Source organism: Christiangramia aestuarii (assembly GCF_009735585.1).
Classification (GTDB): domain Bacteria; phylum Bacteroidota; class Bacteroidia; order Flavobacteriales; family Flavobacteriaceae; genus Christiangramia; species Christiangramia aestuarii.
Genome location: NZ_VJVW01000004.1, coordinates 201,901 through 220,442 on the forward strand (window position 1 = coordinate 201,901; position 18,542 = coordinate 220,442).

At 40.6% G+C, this 18,542-nt stretch carries 17 protein-coding genes; 4 read left to right on the forward strand and 13 right to left on the reverse strand.

From position 1 onward, the window contains the following. Positions 1-465 precede the first annotated feature (465 nt). From arfB to FLP08_RS11330, 8 genes are all read right to left on the reverse strand, one after another. A complete protein-coding gene (gene arfB, locus FLP08_RS11295; protein WP_156276850.1) occupies positions 466-867 on the reverse strand; it encodes an alternative ribosome rescue aminoacyl-tRNA hydrolase ArfB in 402 nt (133 codons plus the stop codon). Between the two features lies 1 nt (position 868). Continuing rightward, a complete protein-coding gene (locus FLP08_RS11300) occupies positions 869-2,407 on the reverse strand; it encodes a DUF4301 family protein (RefSeq protein WP_162431048.1) in 1,539 nt (512 codons plus the stop codon). Continuing rightward, positions 2,404-2,976 carry an AAA family ATPase gene (locus FLP08_RS11305; RefSeq protein ID WP_156276851.1) on the reverse strand — a complete coding sequence of 191 codons (573 nt, stop codon included), beginning with the start codon at positions 2,974-2,976 and terminating at the stop codon, positions 2,404-2,406. The genes FLP08_RS11300 and FLP08_RS11305 overlap by 4 nt, the downstream gene beginning before the upstream one ends. Then, positions 2,937-3,569, reverse strand: a complete 633-nt coding sequence (gene pnuC / locus FLP08_RS11310) for a nicotinamide riboside transporter PnuC (protein ID WP_156276852.1) — start codon at positions 3,567-3,569, stop codon at positions 2,937-2,939. Before pnuC ends, FLP08_RS11305 begins: the two co-directional genes overlap by 40 nt. Continuing rightward, positions 3,553-3,813, reverse strand: coding sequence for a YkoF family thiamine/hydroxymethylpyrimidine-binding protein (locus FLP08_RS11315; RefSeq protein ID WP_141876620.1), 261 nt, complete (start codon positions 3,811-3,813; stop codon positions 3,553-3,555). The genes pnuC and FLP08_RS11315 overlap by 17 nt, the downstream gene beginning before the upstream one ends. A gap of 430 nt (positions 3,814-4,243) precedes the next feature. Beyond that, entirely contained in the window at positions 4,244-4,630 is a 387-nt protein-coding gene (locus FLP08_RS11320) for a VOC family protein (protein ID WP_156276853.1), read from the reverse strand. A 476-nt stretch (positions 4,631-5,106) separates the two neighbouring features. Beyond that, positions 5,107-5,823 carry a phosphoglycerol geranylgeranyltransferase gene (locus FLP08_RS11325; protein WP_156276854.1) on the reverse strand — a complete coding sequence of 239 codons (717 nt, stop codon included), beginning with the start codon at positions 5,821-5,823 and terminating at the stop codon, positions 5,107-5,109. Beyond that, positions 5,823-6,470: a 4'-phosphopantetheinyl transferase family protein gene (locus FLP08_RS11330; RefSeq protein WP_156276855.1), complete on the reverse strand. Its 648-nt coding sequence runs from the start codon at positions 6,468-6,470 to the stop codon at positions 5,823-5,825. Before FLP08_RS11330 ends, FLP08_RS11325 begins: the two co-directional genes overlap by 1 nt. A gap of 64 nt (positions 6,471-6,534) precedes the next feature. Between FLP08_RS11330 and ahcY the strand changes: the two genes are divergently transcribed. Next, positions 6,535-7,851 carry an adenosylhomocysteinase gene (gene ahcY, locus FLP08_RS11335; protein ID WP_156276856.1) on the forward strand — a complete coding sequence of 439 codons (1,317 nt, stop codon included), beginning with the start codon at positions 6,535-6,537 and terminating at the stop codon, positions 7,849-7,851. A gap of 90 nt (positions 7,852-7,941) precedes the next feature. On the opposite strand, the gene FLP08_RS11340 is transcribed toward ahcY, so the two are convergent. After that, a complete protein-coding gene (locus FLP08_RS11340) occupies positions 7,942-8,349 on the reverse strand; it encodes a hypothetical protein (protein WP_156276857.1) in 408 nt (135 codons plus the stop codon). Positions 8,350-8,665: 316 nt separating this feature from the next. Further along, entirely contained in the window at positions 8,666-9,289 is a 624-nt protein-coding gene (locus FLP08_RS11345) for a dioxygenase family protein (protein ID WP_156276858.1), read from the reverse strand. A 184-nt stretch (positions 9,290-9,473) separates the two neighbouring features. Between FLP08_RS11345 and FLP08_RS11350 the strand changes: the two genes are divergently transcribed. Continuing rightward, a complete protein-coding gene (locus FLP08_RS11350; RefSeq protein ID WP_156276859.1) occupies positions 9,474-9,953 on the forward strand; it encodes a YybH family protein in 480 nt (159 codons plus the stop codon). Positions 9,954-10,008: 55 nt separating this feature from the next. Here the strand turns inward: FLP08_RS11350 and FLP08_RS11355 are convergent, their stop codons facing one another. The 3 genes from FLP08_RS11355 to FLP08_RS11365 all read right to left on the reverse strand — a co-directional run bounded on the left by FLP08_RS11355 (position 10,009) and on the right by FLP08_RS11365 (position 13,831). Further along, on the reverse strand, positions 10,009-10,242 hold the full coding sequence (locus FLP08_RS11355) for a hypothetical protein (protein WP_156276860.1): 234 nt from the start codon (positions 10,240-10,242) through the stop codon (positions 10,009-10,011). A 65-nt stretch (positions 10,243-10,307) separates the two neighbouring features. Then, positions 10,308-13,445, reverse strand: a complete 3,138-nt coding sequence (locus FLP08_RS11360; RefSeq protein WP_156276861.1) for a DEAD/DEAH box helicase — start codon at positions 13,443-13,445, stop codon at positions 10,308-10,310. Then, on the reverse strand, positions 13,442-13,831 hold the full coding sequence (locus tag FLP08_RS11365; protein WP_156276862.1) for a (deoxy)nucleoside triphosphate pyrophosphohydrolase: 390 nt from the start codon (positions 13,829-13,831) through the stop codon (positions 13,442-13,444). The genes FLP08_RS11360 and FLP08_RS11365 overlap by 4 nt, the downstream gene beginning before the upstream one ends. 152 nt (positions 13,832-13,983) lie before the next feature. Between FLP08_RS11365 and dinB the strand changes: the two genes are divergently transcribed. Beyond that, complete coding sequence (gene dinB / locus FLP08_RS11370; RefSeq protein WP_156276863.1) at positions 13,984-15,204, forward strand: DNA polymerase IV; 1,221 nt, start codon at positions 13,984-13,986, stop codon at positions 15,202-15,204. 348 nt (positions 15,205-15,552) lie between these two features. Further along, positions 15,553-18,537 carry a DNA polymerase III subunit alpha gene (locus FLP08_RS11375; protein WP_156276864.1) on the forward strand — a complete coding sequence of 995 codons (2,985 nt, stop codon included), beginning with the start codon at positions 15,553-15,555 and terminating at the stop codon, positions 18,535-18,537. The last annotated feature ends 5 nt before the right edge of the window (positions 18,538-18,542 follow it).

The window sequence follows — 18,542 nt, forward strand, 5'->3', positions numbered from 1 at the left end:
TTTTATTATGATTTATATAATCAAATAATTATGCCATTCTTTTTAAGTAGCGCCAAAAGCCTTTAAAACAACAGAATATTAAAATAGTGTTTGAATTTTTCACAAAATATTATGTAGAAAATTGAAGGTTCCGTAGTGAAATATGTAGAAAAATTCCCTCAAAATATCTTCCGGGCCAGGGCAGAAAAAGCTATAAAATAGAAAAGGCTCCTAATGGAGCCTTTTCAATCCGAAAATCTAAATTATAAAACAGAATAAATTAGTTAGTTATAATCTATTCCATTCCCAATACTAACCTACTTAATATATTGTAAAAACCGTACCACTGAGAAAATATTCTATCCAAAAAGCTCTTTTACCTGTAAAACAAAGCCTTAAGGAAAAATTAAAAAATGTATCCCCTTGATTTACTGTTGATTCGGTTGTGGAATGAGTAACTAATGTGGGGAAAAATTCCCCATATTTTTATTTCAGAGGGTCTTTTCTATTTGCCTTGATCTCAGATTTTTTCTTCTTGGCTTTCAATCTTTTTATTCGGGATGCTTTAGTAGGTTTTGTCTTTTTTCTCGCTTTTGGTTTTTTGAGAGCCTCTTTGAGTTCGAACAAAAAATTCTGGGTAACCAGTTCCTTATTAGTATGCTGGCTCCTGGAATCTTCATTAGCCATTTTAAGCACCCCTTCTTTATTGATCCTTCCCGAGAGTTTTCTTAAGATCCTGGATTTTTCGTTATCGGTAAGTGCCGAAGAACTCTCTACTTCAAAACTTAGCTCCACCCGGGTGGCCGTTTTATTTGCGTGCTGCCCCCCGGGACCTGAACTTCTTACTGCTTTATATTCGAGCTCACTTAGCAGGAGATCTTCATCCATATTATTGCGGCTGGTGTGATTCCTTAAGAAGGTCTGAAACTGTTTTCACCGGGTTAAAGGTTTCCACAGGCACCTCCACGAAAATGGTATTCCACTTCGCCATACCACCATTCCACAGACCCGGACGCTCCAGCGCTTTCAGTGCCTTTCCGTCTTTGGTCTTATCTGCGATAAAGCTCATGTCTTCGTCTACATACTTGTTCAGGTCATAAGCCTGACCTTTATGGTCTTTCAGGCTGCACACGATATCCACCGGGTTAAAATGCGTAGCTTCCCTGGCGGTCTTAGCCTGCTCGGGATTTTCATCATCTATTTGCGCTCCCTCTATGATCTGCAGGGAGGTCTCTCCATTCTTATCTTTAACAAGGAATGGCCCTCCTCCAGGCTCTCCCTCGTTCTTAACCATTCCGCACACCCTTAGCGGGCGGTGTAGTTTTTCCTTTAAATACTCTATGAATAGATCATGATTAGATGAATCTTTTATAAAAAGTTCTTTCCTTAAAAAATCCTGGATCTCATCCAGTTTTTCTGAAGGAACATTGCCTTTATCTAAGGTCTCAAGATATCCATGTACTTTTTGCTGAACTTTAAAGAGTGTACCTCCAAGCATTTTCTTGTGATCTACCACATTCTGAACCTTGTCTTCGGTCACTACGTTATCGATGTTCTTAACAAAGACAATCTCCTCATCAAGCTGATTCATATTTTCAATAAGGGCACCGTGACCTCCGGGCCTGAAGAAAAGCTCATCATCTTCAGTCCTGAAAGGTTTAAAATCATTATCAACGGCAATGGTATCTGTCTTAGGGTCCTGGTAGGAATATTCGATCTCGAACTTAACCCCCGTTTTTTCTTCTACCCTTTGCTGAATTTGCTTCCACTCGTTCTGAAATTTTTCCTTATCGCCTTCAGCCACCGTAAAATGAAGCTTAGCCACACCGTCTACCGCGATATACTTCGCCGCCTCGAAAAGATGTTCTTCAAAGGCAGTAGCTGTATGCTGGCTATATTTATGGAACGGTACCAGCCCTTTGGGCAGATTGCTCAGGAAAAGCCCGTCTGATTCAAGGATAGTCTTTACCAGCACCTTATATTGCGAGTCACTGGATAGATCGCTGTACCCGGAATTATTCTTTTTGGCTTTTTCAACCGCATGCTCATAAAACGGAAGTTTCTCGAAATGATTAAAGAACTTTCGCAGGTCTGAATCTCCCGTAGAATCCAGGTATTCCCGTAATTCATGTTTCTCTGGGTCAAACTCGTCTGCAAACTGGTGCAGGGACTTGAACATCCTGGAGGCTGCTCCCGAGGCAGGAACGAATTTCAGGATACTGAAATTATCTTTTTCCTCATCATAGAACTTTATAAGTTCGTGCTTTTCTGCAGCTTCCACCTGGCTTATTCCTTTACCAACCGTCGCCGCTTCGGTAATATTCACCTTGATATTTCCTCTTTTAAAGATCGCTATCTGCTCCTCCACTTCCTGGATAGATATTCCTTTTTTATTTATTTGCTGAGTGTCTTTCTCGCTAAAGTTCACGCTTTTGTTTTTTTTAATATTTGCTCAATCTTTTTTACAGCGGTTTTCAACCGTGTTTCCCGGTCTCCTTTCAAAATTATGTAGGGTTTGTTGCTCTGTTCCAGGGCATTCTGAAATCTCTGGAACATTCCCTCACGGTCATGAGGTTTATCCCTTAGATCGTCGGGAGTCCAGGGAACATCAATATACGTTAAAATGTAGAGATGATAGTGGTTGTTTAACGCATGTTTAAGAAGTAGAGGGTCGCAGTAGCCATCGTAATAAGCTTCAGAATACACCTTAAGTTCCAACAGATCTGTATCGCAGATCAGAAGCTCATCTGCCTCTCCTGCCAGCCTGTTTTCTACCTGCATCTGCCCTTCAGCAATAGGAATAATATCACGAGGTTCACAGATACGCTTTTCAGCATCCCAGACCTTCTGAAGATATTCCCGCATAAATTCTTTCACCAAAGGAGCATTGAAATGCGCGGCCAGGTCCTGGGAAAGGGTTGTCTTCCCCGTGGATTCAGGTCCAAAAAGGACGATCTTTATGCAGGACGCAGGTCGTTGCGCAAGTTTTTCTTCCATGCTTTATAGCCGTAAATAGCGATTATGGTAAATACCAGGTATTGCAGACTGGTAAAGGTAAGGCCTTTATAGAAATATAGCGGTACCGAAATAATGTCTCCGATGATCCAGTAGATCCAGTTTTCGAGCTTACGTTTAGCCATAAGCCACATGCCCACAAAGAAGATCGCGGTAGTCACGGTGTCTATATAGGCGGTCCAGTTATTCCATTTTTCGAAATATTCATATACCCCGAAAACAAAGATGAGAGTAGCAATAAATATAAATACCGACTGGATCTGCTCTTTCCTGGTGGTAGAGGTGATTGGCGTGTAATGTTCGGGATCAACCTTGCGAGTCCACACGTACCAGCCATATATGCTCATTGAAAAATAATAGGCGTTGATCATCATATCACCCAATAGCTCCCATTGCCATAGCAGATAAACGAAGATCATGGTGCTCACGATACCGGTTGGGTATACCAGAATATTATTTTGCTTGGAATACCAGACCGAAAGGAAACCAAAGATCACGGCAATGATCTCTAGAATGATGAATAAAGTTGGATACCCGGAATACTGGTCGAAGAAAAAATCAAAAATCGGCTGCATACTCGCTACGGTCAGATTTTACGATCTTCACATACATGAGTCCGCGGTCTATGGCTTCAAATGCATTTTTGATCTCTTTATTTAGTAATCCCATCACCTCATCATAATCACCATAAACCTGGGTACTTAAAGGATTCTCCTTTACGGTAAGCCCCGATTCTCTCATTTTCTTAATGAAATTTATGATCGCAGGTTCATAATCATCCTGTATTGGTGTGAGGGTTAATTCTACTGAAATATTCATAGACTTCTGTTTTCCAGCCAAAGTTAGCCAAAACCAAATGGATTTCAGAGAATTGATAATGGGCAATTGAAAATTGATAATAAAGTCACTGCGAACGAAGTGAAGCAGTCTCCAGGTGGAGATTCCTTCGCGTTGCTCGGAATGACAAAAAAACATCCTTCGACTGCGCTCAGGATGAAATATTTTAAAACCACGTCATGCTGTCCCTTAGCATCGGGAGTTTCAGCATCTGTATAGACCCTGAAACAATTTCACGGTGACGGATTTCTGTTGCACTGAGCCTGTCGAAGTGCGTTTCTGTCCGCCTGTCATTTCGAAGGAGTTTACGACTGAGAAATCTTTTTAGGATTAACTGCTAACAAAGGGAAGGAGTCTCCAGATTGAGATTTCTCCCTGCGGTCGAAATGACAAAAGAAATCCAATCAACACTTTATTTCATAGAATGAATACCGATCATATTGCCCTCGGTATCCTTTATAATAGACACAAAACCGAACTCACCAATAGACATTTTTGATCTTAGAACTTCGCCCCCGGCATCTTTAACCCGGGCTTCCTCTGTACTGCAATCTTCACTATAGAAATAAACGACCGTGCTATTCCCTCCTGCAGGCATACCTTCCGTTTTAACCAGGGCGCCGCCCGTTTTTCCCTGAGATTCCATATTCTGCGGAAAGGCCATCATTTTTAAACCTTCGTTAGTAGGATCGCCAATTTCAGATAACTCTGTTTTAAATACTTTCTCATAAAAAGATGTAGCACGCTCCAGGTCATCTACGTAGATCTCGAACCAAACTACCGGATTTTCATTTTTCATAATTAACTGATTATTAGATTCTTTTATCCAATTTAAGATTTTTACCTGAAATTATTTAAGAAGTGTTTTTGCTAATTGTAGTCAGTTTTCATTGTGAAAGAAGTAAAACAGTCTAAAGATGGAGATTTCTCCCTCCGATCGAAATGACAAAAAGAAAATTGATTTCAAGAGCATCCTTCGACTGTGATCAGGATGACATTTATCAAACCCACGTCGTGCTGTCCCGAAGCATCGGGAGTTTCAGCATTTCTGGAGACCCTGAAACAAGTTCAGGGTGACGGAATTTTGTAACACTAAGTCTGTCGAAGTGTAACTCTGTTCGCCTGTCATTTCGAAGGATTGAAGCGACTGAGAAATCTGTGTTAACACCAGGAACTTAATGGGGTAGTTTCCGGGCTTAGATTTCTCCCTTCGGTCGAAATGACAAAAAGAAAATTGATTTCAAGAGCATCCTTCGACTGCGCTCAGGGTGACATTTAATCTCGAAAAGAACCGTTTTCAAAAGCAGTCCCGATCACTACCAGGTCGGCTCCCGCCTCATAAGACAACTGAAGTTGCTCTGTACTGCGGATACCCCCGCCAACGATCACCGGAATATTTAAATCCTTTTTCACTGCTTTGATTATTTCCGGAGAAACAGGCATTTTAGCTCCGCTTCCCGCTTCGAGATAGATGAGTTCCTTTCCAGAATATTGCCCGGCGAGCGCCGTATTCACAATTTGCTGAATATCCTTTTGTGCCAGCGGAATCGTATTGCTGACTTTCTGGACTGAAGTTTCCCTGCCGCCATCTATCAGGATATACCCGGTGGGAATAATTTCCAGTTCTGTTTTCCTGATCCTTTCCACGGAACGCACCTGCTGTTCGATCAGAAATTCTGGATTTCTTCCGGAAATAAGACTTAAAAAAAGCAAAGCATCGGCATGAGAAGAGATCTGATTATGATCTCCGGGAAATAAGATAACGGGCAGGTCACAAAAAGTTTTTACAGCCTTTACTACCTCACAGGTTCTTCCTTCTTCTACGGTACTACCGCCTACAAATATATGGGAAGTGTTTGGGGGTAATTGTTGAAAAAAATAAGAGGCTTTTCCTTCCTCAAACTTATCCGGATCTATGAGGACCGCTAGCAATTTCCTGTTCTCATAAGCCGCCTGCTGAATTTCCTCCAGGTAACCTTGAACTTGGATCATCAGGCTTTGGCTTTAGATTTAGAAGGCATGGCATATACACAGGTGAAATTCTCAAACTCCATGAATTTTACATCGAACCATCTATCTATACCATTATACCTCACGTGAGTGGTCGTTTTATAATCATCGAAATCAAAATCGATCACATTGATGTGCTGCAGGAATCCGCAACCGGGTTCTGCCAGAATCTTATAAACAGATTCCTTGGCTCCCCAAACGATGGTTAGTTTCCGTATCAAAGCATCCTCATTTGCCAAAGTATGATATTCATCCAATGGAGTGAATTTATTGGCGATCTTCAGAATTTTCTCTCGCTGCTTTTCAATATCTATTCCCACATCCTTATTGCTCACAATAATAGCCGTGAAATTGAAGGAATGCGTGATAGAGATATATTTGTCGTCCCTAAGATGCGGTTTCCCGTGATCGTCATAATAAAGATCATGGTCTTTATATCCCGCTTCAGCCATCAAATGCCTGATGCTCATAAATCCACGACGATGAATTTCAGACTTCATCCCGTCGACCCTTTGTTGACAATGTTCTGTTAGTTCAACACCCTCTGCCAACCACTCATAAGTTTCTTCTACCTTCCAAATGAAGACTTTAGTACCTTCGTCAACTGTTATTGTTTTAAAAAGAGGCATAAAATTTCTAAGCTTTTCCTTATTTTTGCAAGCACAAAAATTGCTAATATTCAAATATAATAATATGTCGACTAAAACAGTACCGTATACCGCCTATAAAGTAAAAGATATTGAGCTTGCCGAATATGGACGCCGCGAGATAGAACTTGCTGAAGCAGAAATGCCAGGTCTTATGGCGCTTCGTGAAGAATACGGAGAATCTAAGCCTTTGAAAGGAGCGAGAATTGCGGGATGTTTACACATGACCATTCAGACTGCTGTTCTTATTGAAACCCTTGTGGCTCTTGGAGCTGAAGTGACCTGGAGCTCATGTAATATTTTCTCTACCCAGGATCATGCTGCCGCTGCGATTGCTGCTGCCGGAATCCCGGTTTATGCCTGGAAAGGAATGACCGAAGAGGAATTCAACTGGTGTATAGAGCAGACACTTTTCTTCGGGGAAGAGCGTAAGCCATTAAATATGATCCTTGACGATGGTGGAGATCTTACCAATATGGTCCTTGATGAATATCCTGAACTTGCTGAAGGAATCAAAGGACTTTCTGAAGAAACCACAACCGGAGTTCACAGACTATATGAGCGCATGAAAAAAGGAACACTTCCTATGCCTGCGATCAATGTGAACGACTCTGTAACCAAGTCTAAATTTGACAATAAATACGGATGTCGCGAGAGCGCTGTTGATGCGATTCGTCGCGCTACGGATGTGATGCTAGCAGGAAAAAGAGTAGTTGTTTGTGGATACGGAGATGTTGGTAAAGGAACCGCTCAGTCTTTTAAAGGTGCGGGTTCAATCGTTACTATTACTGAAATTGATCCTATCTGTGCGCTACAGGCTGCAATGGACGGATTTGAAGTTAAAAAACTGGAAACTGTACTTCCTAAGGCAGATATTGTGATCACAACTACCGGAAACAAGGATATCGTTCGTGGAGAGCATTTCGAAGCAATGAAAGATAAGACCATCGTTGCCAATATTGGTCACTTCGACAATGAGATCGCTGTTGCCTGGTTGAATGAAAAACACGGAGATTCTAAAGTAGAGATCAAGCCACAGGTAGATAAATATACCATCAACGGGAAAGATATCATTCTTCTTGCTGAAGGTCGGTTAGTAAACCTTGGATGTGCTACAGGTCACCCAAGTTTTGTAATGAGTAACTCTTTCACAAACCAGACCCTGGCACAAATGGAGCTTTGGAACAATACAGATAAGTATAAGAACGAAGTTTATATGCTTCCTAAGCATCTTGATGAAAAGGTTGCCAAACTTCACCTGGAAAGAATTGGTGTGGAGCTTACAGAACTTAGACCAGACCAGGCTGAGTATATTGGTGTTGAGGTTGAAGGACCATTCAAACCTGAATATTACAGATACTAAATAGATCTTAGATATAAGATTTAAGATATAAGAAAAAAGCCTTCCGCATAGCGGAGGGCTTTTTCATTAGGTTAGTATTGGGCTGGAAATTTATTCCTCGATCACCACAGCGGTCTTTTCAGAAACCACATTTTGTTCTTTCAGCCATTTTTCATAGTTGGCCACTCCCATAGATTCTTTCATTTGCTGAGAGCTAACGGCAGTACCCTCTACGGTTACTGTAGCCACGAACGGATAACTTCCGTAGCGCACCACTCCATCGATCATTAGATCATATTCAGGTCCAGCCTGCTCAAGCGCCTCATCCAGGGCATCTTTGATATTCCAGCCAAGACCAAGGAAATAAGATTTTTTTCCTTCGGTAGCCACTCCCATACTCCTGTCTACATCCAGGTTCATGTTCTTAGAGCTGATCACCGTAAAATCTACAAGTCTGTAAGAACAACTGGTAAGCGTCATTACAGAGATCATAATGATAAATAAACTTTTAATTTTCATCAGGTTAGTTAATTTTTTGTCCTACTCATATGGCTTTTCGGTTACGCCCCGTTTGTATGGTTCCTGGACTCCGATCCGAATGTAAAATATTTTTTAGACCTAAGAGTTATTTTTCTAAAATTGTTTTAAAGTGCTTGAAATTTTCAGATCCGGTAACCTATAGAATATTTTAACTGAAGATTTTTATAGTTAGAATACTAAAAGGAAGTGAATATAGGCTGGCAGGGGCCACCTTTTAAAGGACTAAATCGAACCATGTAGGTAGAAAAAAATCGAAAGCTTGAATAGCTTTTTACTTATTTTCAGAAAAGCATGTTTAATTATAATCTGGAATTCCCTTTCCCAGTACAAAATCTCTTTCTATAAGCGCCATACCATCAGCCTGTTTCAATTTAACCACCCCATCTCCCCCGCGTGGCGGATCTTCCATGTGGTGGCTGGTAAGCAATGGATCACCTTCAAAGAAATAGGCCGATAAATAATAATATTTTCCGTTCGGTTCAAGAATATAGGGATGTATATGTGCCGGATTTCGCCCATCGGGGTAACTTCCGGGTACCTGAGTGTAAAAAGTGTAGCGCCCGTCCTTGTCTGTTTTGATCCATCCGCGTATATAACCGTGACGCTTTGCCCAGTCCTTTTCATCTCCCCTGTTAGGGTAGATGCCATCAGCGTTGGTATGATGAATATAGAGTACAACCTCCTCGGCCGGGGTTTTAGCATCGGCCTTAAAAATGGTGCCTGTAATTTTCAGCTTATTTTCCGCAGAAACAAAACCCGGAAGCGTGTCTACGGGATCCAGTTTTTCATTTCCAAACTCCAGTACAGCTTCACAACCTTCACACGGACCTCCTACCAGGCGGATATCCTTATTTTCCTGAGAACGGCCACAGGAAAATAACAGGAAAGAACAACTGAAAAGAATTAATCGAAGATACATCTGATAATGATTTACCTAAAAATACTTAAAATTTGATTTACAGTCAATTACTAAAAAAGACTCCAGATTAGTCTTAAAGCAATCAAATCGTCTGAAATAGCTGACTTTTTATCCAAAAATCAAGCATTCAGGATTATAACATGATGTTTTTAAGTAAATTAGGATCTAACCAAAAACCAAAAAGATGAAATTGATCAATTGTTTACCACTTCTTTTGCTGATCTTAACCATAAGCTGTGCAGATCAAAAGGAGGCTGAAGACAAAGAAGAAATTGCTGAAGCCGATATTCGTAAACCTGCGGAAGCTAACGCCCAGTGGGTAGATGCCTGGAACCGGAATAACCCGAAAGAACTGGATACGCTTACCGCTAATGATGCTGTGCTTTATATGGAAGGCCAGCAAATGAATGCTGATAGTATACGATCCTGGTATAACAATGCCGCGCCGATGATGAAAGACCTTAAGACAAATGCTCAGGTAGAATACGCTACCGGGGATATCGCCTACGAAGCCGGGACTTACAGCCACGGGATCAAGAACGACAGCCTGAATACCACTTATGAAGGCACTTATACCTTCATCTGGAAAAAATCCAATAATGACTGGAAACTACAGGTTATGAATATCACCGATAAGGAACAGGATACCACTGCCGCAGAATAAAATGATTATATACTTAAATAAGAAAGCTCTTTCGTGGGAAAGAGCTTTCTTATTTTTAGTTGAGTGAAGACTGGAAGTTCTTCATCATCTTGTAGATACATTTAAAAACGTATTTCCGCTTCTTCCGTCGCGGACTATCCTCAAAACTGAATTTTATGAATTTCCCCTCAGGCTTGCTGCTCGGGAACTGATAGTTAGTACCTTCTAAAACAAATCGTGTCTTTTCAGAGAAGATAAAGTCTGCTACATATTTCTTTACCAACCTGCGCTTACCTGAAGATCCTTTCATAATTTCTGGTTTTTGGTTAGAATCAATTAAGGTACGAAAAAAATCTTTTGGTGATATTATTCATTTTATCCAACCGCCAATTTTTGACTTTCCTTCAGGATATAAGGTGGCATAGGTTCTTTTAATTTCCATTCTATATTCATAGGTTTTTCCCCCGAATATTTCTGAAACTCGACTTTACCTAAAAATACGTAACCCATCGTAAAACCGTATTCATCTTTATTTTGTTCTCTTACAAAAAGCAAAACATTTTTTTCACTATTTATATATGCCTTTCCTTTTGGAGTGTTTGGGGAAGCGCTGTTTTGAGTTTGCCAATGGAAAAGATGCTTATTTAAGGCATAATCTTCATACATAGTAGTTGGAGAATATTCCTTATCAGATTTTTTCAATGTCACAAATAAGGCTTCAGTATTTATGGATTTTTCATAAGAAGATCCCTCCCGACTAGGTTTAGCCTTTTCAAATTTATGTCTTCTAATTGCAACAAGAATTTGATTTCGATTATATCGGCTATAGATTTTTAGTGGAAAGTCAAATTCAAGCTCAACAGATTTTTCCACAAAGTCAATTTCTTCAATTGTATACCTCACCACTTCCTTTATTTCATTTCTCATCACCGGATTCCTCGCAATTTGCTTTAAACTTTCTTGTAAACTTTTAAATCCACAATCTGGACCTGACTTTTGCCATACATCATAATGAAACATTAATGCTTTCAGCCTACCAATTTCTGAATTCTCAGAAATTTCAAAATTGGTTTCACATAGGCGTTTGATATAATTGAGATAGCTAACAGAATTGCAATTTATCAACCTATTACTTATAAAATTAGACAGCTCCTTTTCATTAGGTTCTGAAAAATCCTCTATTATCCCAGCTTCAGCACAAAGCCTACTCCAACTTCCTTTTTTATAAACTTGTTCAATATTCAAATGATGAAATTCCAAAAAGTTAGCGAGGTTTAGAGGTCTAGTAGAATGATGCTTGAAATTTTGAATCTTTTGGACAAGTTGAGGTCTCCTAAATTCAGTCGCCTCTCTTATGTTTTTTAGAATTATTTCTTTGGCCTTTTTCTCTAATACGATAGAACAACCTAGTGGAAGGTGAGGAAATTCATCTTCAATTTCTTTAATTACAGAGGTATGAGTTTTTCCAATTAGAGCTCTGAATTTATGCTCAAAGTCATATTCAGGTCTTGCGTTGCCTACAAAATCAAGGACGGTTAAACAATCTTTATTTTCAGCAAGACGCAGTCCTCTACCGAGTTGCTGTAGAAAGATTGTTAAACTTTCTGTTGGACGAAGGAATAAAACAGTGTCTATTTCTGGTATATCTACGCCTTCGTTGAAAATATCAACAACGAATAAATAATTGATATCTTTTTTACTGAGACGATTTCTCAAAATAGATCTATCAGAGCTGTTCCCGCTAATTAAATAATCTGCTTTTAATCCAGCAAGATTAAATTTACTTGCCATATATTTTGCATGTTCTTGGCTCACACAAAACCCTAACGCCTGTACATCATTCACGTCAGTAAGATAATCTTCACAATTTTTAAGTATATCTCCTACTCTTCTATCATTTTCGGTATATAGCTTGGTTAATTCTTTAATCTCATATTTACCATTTTTCCAACTCACATTGGTCAAATCAATAGAATCTGATAAAGCAAAATATTGAAAAGGAGAAAGTAGTTTACGATTTAAGGCTTCAGGAAGTCTTATTTCTGCAGCAATTTTATTATGAAAATCTTCAGTTATATCTCCACCGTCCATTCTTTCGGGAGTTGCTGTAAGGCCTAATAAAATTTTAGGATTGAATCTTTTCAAAATTGGCCTATAGCTATCGGCCTTTATATGATGAACTTCATCTACTATGATATAATCGAAAAAATCTTCCGCTAATTGTAAATTATTAAGTCGATTATTCAAAGTTTGAACTGATGCAAAAAGCTGGTCATATTTTTCAGGCTTATAACCTCCAACCCAAAGTTCTCCAAAATTAGAATCACGTAAAACATGTTGAAATGTTTTTTGTGCTTGTTCCAGAATTTCCTTTCGGTGGGCAACAAATAAAAATTTTGGGCTGGAGTTAGATTTTTTAAAACGCTGAAAATCGAATGCTGATATCACCGTTTTACCAGTTCCTGTTGCAGCGACCAATAAATTCTTATTTCGATTATGAATAATCCTTTCTGAATCTAGCTTAGAAAGAATTTCCTCCTGATAAGGATATGGTTTGAGGTCAAAAAAGGTAGTAATTTGATTGATTCCTTGACTGCTTTGCCTTTTCAAAGAGCTTATAAGTTTAGCTCTATCTTTTCCCTTTTCGTAATATTCAAATTCGGGATCCTCCCAATAGGTTTCAAAGGTTTTTTGGAATTTATCTATAATATGACCAATTTCTTGAGTTGTAACCTTCAAATTCCATTCTAATCCATTAGTTAATGCAGAACGAGAGAGATTGGAAGAGCCAATGTAACCAGTATGAAATCCGGAATTTCTTAAGAATAGATATGCTTTAGCATGTAATCTTTCATGCTCTACATTATAAGAAACTTTGATTTCGGTGTTTGGTAAGGAAGCTAAATACTCAACAGCTTTAGCATCTGTCGCTCCCATATAAGAAGTGGTGATGATTTTTAATTTCTTACCACTTTTAGTAAACTCTTCTAATTCCTTTTTAAATATTCGAATTCCAGAATATTTAATAAAAGAGACAAGCCAACAAATTTCATCGGCAGAAAGAATTTCCTTTTTAATCTCACTCTCCAATGAAATCCCAGTATTATTTCCAGTAAATAGTTCGCTTTGACTAAGACGAGTATAAGGTGTGATTTCCTTTAAGCGATCTTTTAAATTTGAATAAGGAAAGTTTGATTTAGAAAAGACCGCTTCTAATATTCTACCTTCATTTTCAATTAGATTTTCAGTTAAATCTAGGTTTTTAAGCTCTGTGGCCAATAACGTAATAATCTTGTTCGAAATTTCAATTTGCCTTATAGGTCTATCTTTTTCTTTAATTTCATTTAAAGCATATTTAATAGTTTCTGCCAAATAAAGACTTAAGTACTGAGATGCTTCTTCCTTATCTAAAGGGGTTTCACTAATATGAAACTTTTGACAATCAAGAGAATCTAGTTTATTCGTGACAAGTTTATTTATTAACTGTTCGTAAAGACCTGTTTCAAAACTCATTTAAAATTCTGTATATAATGTTGTACGATTGGGATATCGGCTTCTGCCCAATCAAAACTTTCTAATTGGGAAACACCTGCCCATTCTATTCTAGAATGTTCTTTTAAATCGATTTCTGAGGTTTGTAGGGAACAGCGAAATGGAATAAGTTCAATAATTTTTTTATCGGAGTATTTATGCGTGTTAGAGGGAAGTCGCTCTAGGATTTTTATATTTAATCCAAGCTCCTCTTTTATTTCTCTTTTTAGACAGTCTTCCAGGGTTTCTCCTTTTTCAAGTTTCCCTCCAGGGAATTCCCATTTTAAAGGAAGGCTCATTTTTGCGCTCCGCTGAGCACATAATACTCTTTGCTTACTTTCAATAAGAGCACATGTAACTTGAATCAATTGATATAAATTATTGTTCTAAATAAATTTACATGTTTAATTGAATATTTCACTCCCAATCTAATTTACTTTTTAACGCTCTCCCCTCATCTTCATCCAGAATAATTTCATAATTTTGGAATATCTCCAATTAAAAGGATTTATTCCTAGTTATGAAAAATACAAAGTCTATAATTCATCTGGATCTGGATACCTTTTTTGTTTCGGCAGAAAGGCGCTACGACTCCAAGCTCAATGACAAACCAGTGATCGTGGGAGGCCTGGGAGATCGCGGAGTGGTCGCCGCCTGCAGCTATGAAACCCGGAAATTCGGTGTACACTCGGGCATGCCCATGAAAGTAGCACGGCAGCTTTGTCCACAGGCGATCGTGATCAAAGGGAATGCTTCCACTTATACAAAATTGTCACATGAAGTGACCGAGGTTATTCGCAGCAAGGTGCCTTCTTTTGAAAAAGCCAGTGTAGACGAGTTCTACGCAGATCTTACGGGAATGGACCGCTTTTTTGGCATCTCCCAGTTCGCGAGGGAGCTTCAGGAAACCATAAAAAAAGAAACACATTTGCCCATCTCTTTTGGTCTGTCGCAAAATAAGGTGGTCTCCAAGATCGCGACCGGAGAAGGAAAACCTTACGCGCGCAAGATCATTGAAGCCGGTACTGAACGTAGTTTCCTGGCACCGCTTACCGTGAACAAGATCCCGATGATAGGCAGCAAGACCTTTCAGAAATTACTGAACCTGGGAGTACGTAAGATCGAGACCATACAGAAAATGCCGGTAGAGGTGCTGGAAAGTGTACTGGGAAAGAACGGGCGTACCATCTGGAAAAGGGCCCATGGGATAGACCACCTGCCAATTATCCCTTTCCATGAACGCAAGTCCATCTCCACTGAAAGAACCTTTAACCGGGACACTATAGATATGGTGCGGCTGCATGCCACCCTGGTCGCCATGGCTGAAAGCCTGGCTTACCAGCTGAGACAGGGAAATAAGCTCACCTCTAATGTAAGCGTGAAGATCCGTTATTCCGATTTTCAAACTTACAGCAAACAGGCGAAGATCCCCTATACCAGCGCAGACCATATCCTTATCCCGAAAGTGGAGGAATTGTTCAAACAACTTTATAGCAGGCGTTTGTTGATCAGGCTAATCGGCGTACGCTTCAGCGGACTCGTGGGAGGGCATTACCAGATCAATCTTTTTGACGATTCTGAAGAGATGCTGAGCCTTTATAATTCCATGGATAAGATCAAAAAGCGCTTTGGCGAGCATAGCGTGATGCGGGCGGTGACGCTAGATGTGAAGACCATCGGCCGGATGGGCAACCCGTTCAACGGCGAGCCACCCATCGTGCTGGCGCATAGGAAACAGTGAAGAGATTTGAGAATTGAGATGTTAGATGCTGGAAAGGTAATTGAAAATGGAGAATGGAAAACTGATAGTGAGATCGCTTCACTGTGTTCGGAATAACTAAAAACTTAACGTCACCCTGAACTTGTTTCAGGGTCTCAACAGATGACGGAATAACATTTTGAAGTGCTTCAGTTTAAGCAGGAAGCAGAAAATGGAAAATTGATAATAAAATGCTTCGACTGCGCTCAGCATGACATCTCGCTGTCATTAAGAGCGGAATGCAAGGAAGCGAAAAATCTAAACTATACGAATCCGGATTAATAGAGATTCTTCACTGCATTCAGAATGACAAAAAACTGAGACTAAAAGATGTATTTAAACTGCCATACATATTACTCCTTAAGGTACGGTGCGATGTCTGTAGAAGAGCTATGTGAACTGGCCAGGGACAACGGGGTTGGGCAACTCGCACTTACCGATATCAACAATACTTCTGCCTGCCTTGAATTCATCAGGATCAATAAGACGTCTAAACTGAAAGCGCTGGTGGGCATAGATTTCAGAAATAAAGCTCAGCAGCAGTATGTAGGCATCGCCAGGAACAATGACGGCTACCGCCAATTGAACGCGCATCTTTCTGAACATATACATGCTCAAAAAGACTTTCCGGCCCAGGCCCCTCTCCTGCCCGATTGTTTTATTATCTACCCGCTGGAAAAAGTGATGGCCGATAAAAAACAGGATTTCCAGGAGAACGAATTTATAGGCATCTCCATAGAAGGCCTTCGGAAATTGAAATTTTCAGCATATAAAAAGCTGGAAGACAAACTGGTCGTCCTGCATACCGTAAGCTTTAGGAATAAAAGAGATTATAACGCCCACCGCTTGTTACGGGCCATAGACAACAATACTTTATTAAGCAAACTGCCGGAAGGGGAACAGGGATCGCCTTCCCATAAAATGCACCGGCTGGAGGACCTTGAAAAAGCCTTCGAAGATTTTCCGCATATTCTGGAAAACACTCAAAAGCTCATGGATAGCTGTGAAGTAGATTTTGAATTCGGGAAGGGGCAGAACCGCAATTTACTGCTGGTTGGCAAGAACGAAGAGGAAGATAAAAAAAAGCTTATTAGCCTGTGCTATGAAAAACTTCCGCTTAGATATCCAGAGCAGACAGAAGAGGTTTTGCAAAGGGTAAAGAAAGAACTGGATACTATCATCAGGCTAGGCTTTGTCTCTTATTTCCTCATCAATCTGGATATCGTGAATTATGCCCGTTCCCAAAAATATCCTTTCGTGGGCCGTGGCAGCGGCGCCAATTCTATTGTTGCCTATATACTTGGCATTACCAACGTAGACCCTATTGAGTTGGATCTGTATTTTGAACGCTTTATCAACCCCAACCGAAGCTCTCCCCCCGACTTTGATATCGATTTTTCCTGGAAAGACCGCAACGATGTTACCGATTATATTTTCAGGACCTATGAGCACACTGCGCTTATGGGCACTTATGTCACCTTTAAAAGAAGGGCGGTAGCGCGGGAACTGGGGAAGGTTTTCGGGCTTCCCAAAGAGAACATCGACAAGCTATCGGCAGGCTTCTTCAATTATAACGAACTCGACCACCTGGAGCAACTGGTCTTAAAGTACAGCCGGCTTATCGATGGTTTCCCAAACTACCTGAGCGTGCACTCAGGCGGAATCCTCATATTGAACGATTCGGTTCACAACTATGCCGGCACGTTTTTGCCGCCCAAAGGTTTCAGGACCATACAGATCGATATGAATATCGCCGAAGAGGTAGGCATACACAAATTCGATATTTTGGCCCAGCGCGGACTCTCCAAGATCACCGACGCCCTGGAGCTTATTAAACAGAACCAGCCAGGGGCAGCGCTCAAAGACATAGAAGATATCAAGGCTTTTAAACAGGACCCTGCTATCAATGAGCTTTTAAAGGTAGGTGACTGCATGGGTGTTTTTTATGTGGAATCTCCCGCCATGCGCGGACTGCTTACCAAACTACAGACCGATAATTACGATAACCTGGTCGCCGCAAGCTCGGTGATAAGACCCGGTGTTTCCAGTGCCGGGATGAAAGAAGAATTCATTCTAAGGCATCGTGATCCCGAACGCAGAAAACAGGCCCACCCCATCATGTACGAGATCATGGAAGACACTTACGGGGTGATGGTCTACCAGGAGGACGTGATGAAAGTAGCCTATAAATTCGCGGGACTGGACCTGGACGATGCAGATGTACTTCGCCGCGGGATGAGCGGAAAGAAGACCTCCAAAGGACAGATGGAAAAGATAGAACAGAACTTTCGTGAGAACTGCAAGCAGCGGGGATATTCTGCTGAACTCACCAATGAAGTATGGGAGCAGATCTCCTCGTTCGCCGGTTATGCCTTTCCCAAGGGACATTCAGCTTCCTACGCCGTGGAAAGCTATCAGAGCCTGTATCTCAAAAAGTATTTCCCCCTGGAATTCATGGTGGCCGCGATCAATAATGGAGGTGGTTTCTATGACCTGCAGACCTATATCCAGGAAATAAGAAGATGCGGTGGTATTATCCATGCCCCCTGCATCAATAAAAGCGACCATCCCAATTGCATCTATGGTAAGGATATTTATCTGGGTTTTGGATATATGAAGGAGCTTGAGACAAAAACCATTCAGCAGATCCTGGAGAACAGGCAATTCTTTGGTCCATTTAAATCGCTGGATGATTTTATAGACAGGATCCACATTTCGATCGAACAGCTGAGTATCCTGCTTAAGATAAACGCCTTCAGATTTACGGGAATAGATAAACATGAGCTCTTGTGGAAAGCCTATTTCAAACTTCAAAAGAACAAACCCCAAAACAGCCAGGCTTTACTCTTCAGGCCAAAACACCGGGATTTTGAATTGCCAGAATTTGAATATTCAAAACTCATTGAAGCCTACGACCAGATGGAGATCCTGGGCTTCCCGCTGTGTAGCCAGTTCGAGCTATTGGAAACGCCCCCAGCAAATAACATGACCGCAAGCAAATTAAAGAACTATATCGGGAAAGATATCGAGATCTACGGCAATCTGGTGAATTGCAGAAAGACCGGTACCTCGAACGGTAAATTCATGTATTTCGGAACTTTATACGATATCGAGGGAGGCATCTTTGATGTGGTCATCTTCCCTAAGGTAGCAGAAAAATACCCTTTAAGGAGCCGGGGCATCTACCAGTGTTACGGGACGGTCATGGAGGACCTGGGATATATTTCCATAAATATCAAATGGATCTCGAGACAGGCAACCCAGACAGATCCAAGGTTGGTGGAGGCAGGCTTTAAAGTAAAACTACCTGCTTAACACAA

Bases quoted from the DNA above. Each gene is read 5' to 3' on its own strand.
- arfB (WP_156276850.1), bottom strand. From the start codon at position 867: ATGGATGAAGATCTCCTGCTAAGTGAGCTCGAATATAAAGCAGTAAGA.
- FLP08_RS11305 (WP_156276851.1), bottom strand. From the start codon at position 2,976: ATGGAAGAAAAACTTGCGCAACGACCTGCGTCCTGCATAAAGATCGTC.
- pnuC (WP_156276852.1), bottom strand. From the start codon at position 3,569: ATGCAGCCGATTTTTGATTTTTTCTTCGACCAGTATTCCGGGTATCCA.
- FLP08_RS11315 (WP_141876620.1), bottom strand. From the start codon at position 3,813: ATGAATATTTCAGTAGAATTAACCCTCACACCAATACAGGATGATTAT.
- FLP08_RS11320 (WP_156276853.1), bottom strand. From the start codon at position 4,630: ATGAAAAATGAAAATCCGGTAGTTTGGTTCGAGATCTACGTAGATGAC.
- FLP08_RS11325 (WP_156276854.1), bottom strand. From the start codon at position 5,823: ATGATCCAAGTTCAAGGTTACCTGGAGGAAATTCAGCAGGCGGCTTAT.
- FLP08_RS11330 (WP_156276855.1), bottom strand. From the start codon at position 6,470: ATGCCTCTTTTTAAAACAATAACAGTTGACGAAGGTACTAAAGTCTTC.
- ahcY (WP_156276856.1), top strand. From the start codon at position 6,535: ATGTCGACTAAAACAGTACCGTATACCGCCTATAAAGTAAAAGATATT.
- FLP08_RS11340 (WP_156276857.1), bottom strand. From the start codon at position 8,349: ATGAAAATTAAAAGTTTATTTATCATTATGATCTCTGTAATGACGCTT.
- FLP08_RS11345 (WP_156276858.1), bottom strand. From the start codon at position 9,289: ATGTATCTTCGATTAATTCTTTTCAGTTGTTCTTTCCTGTTATTTTCC.
- FLP08_RS11350 (WP_156276859.1), top strand. From the start codon at position 9,474: ATGAAATTGATCAATTGTTTACCACTTCTTTTGCTGATCTTAACCATA.
- FLP08_RS11355 (WP_156276860.1), bottom strand. From the start codon at position 10,242: ATGAAAGGATCTTCAGGTAAGCGCAGGTTGGTAAAGAAATATGTAGCA.
- FLP08_RS11360 (WP_156276861.1), bottom strand. From the start codon at position 13,445: ATGAGTTTTGAAACAGGTCTTTACGAACAGTTAATAAATAAACTTGTC.
- dinB (WP_156276863.1), top strand. From the start codon at position 13,984: ATGAAAAATACAAAGTCTATAATTCATCTGGATCTGGATACCTTTTTT.
- FLP08_RS11375 (WP_156276864.1), top strand. From the start codon at position 15,553: ATGTATTTAAACTGCCATACATATTACTCCTTAAGGTACGGTGCGATG.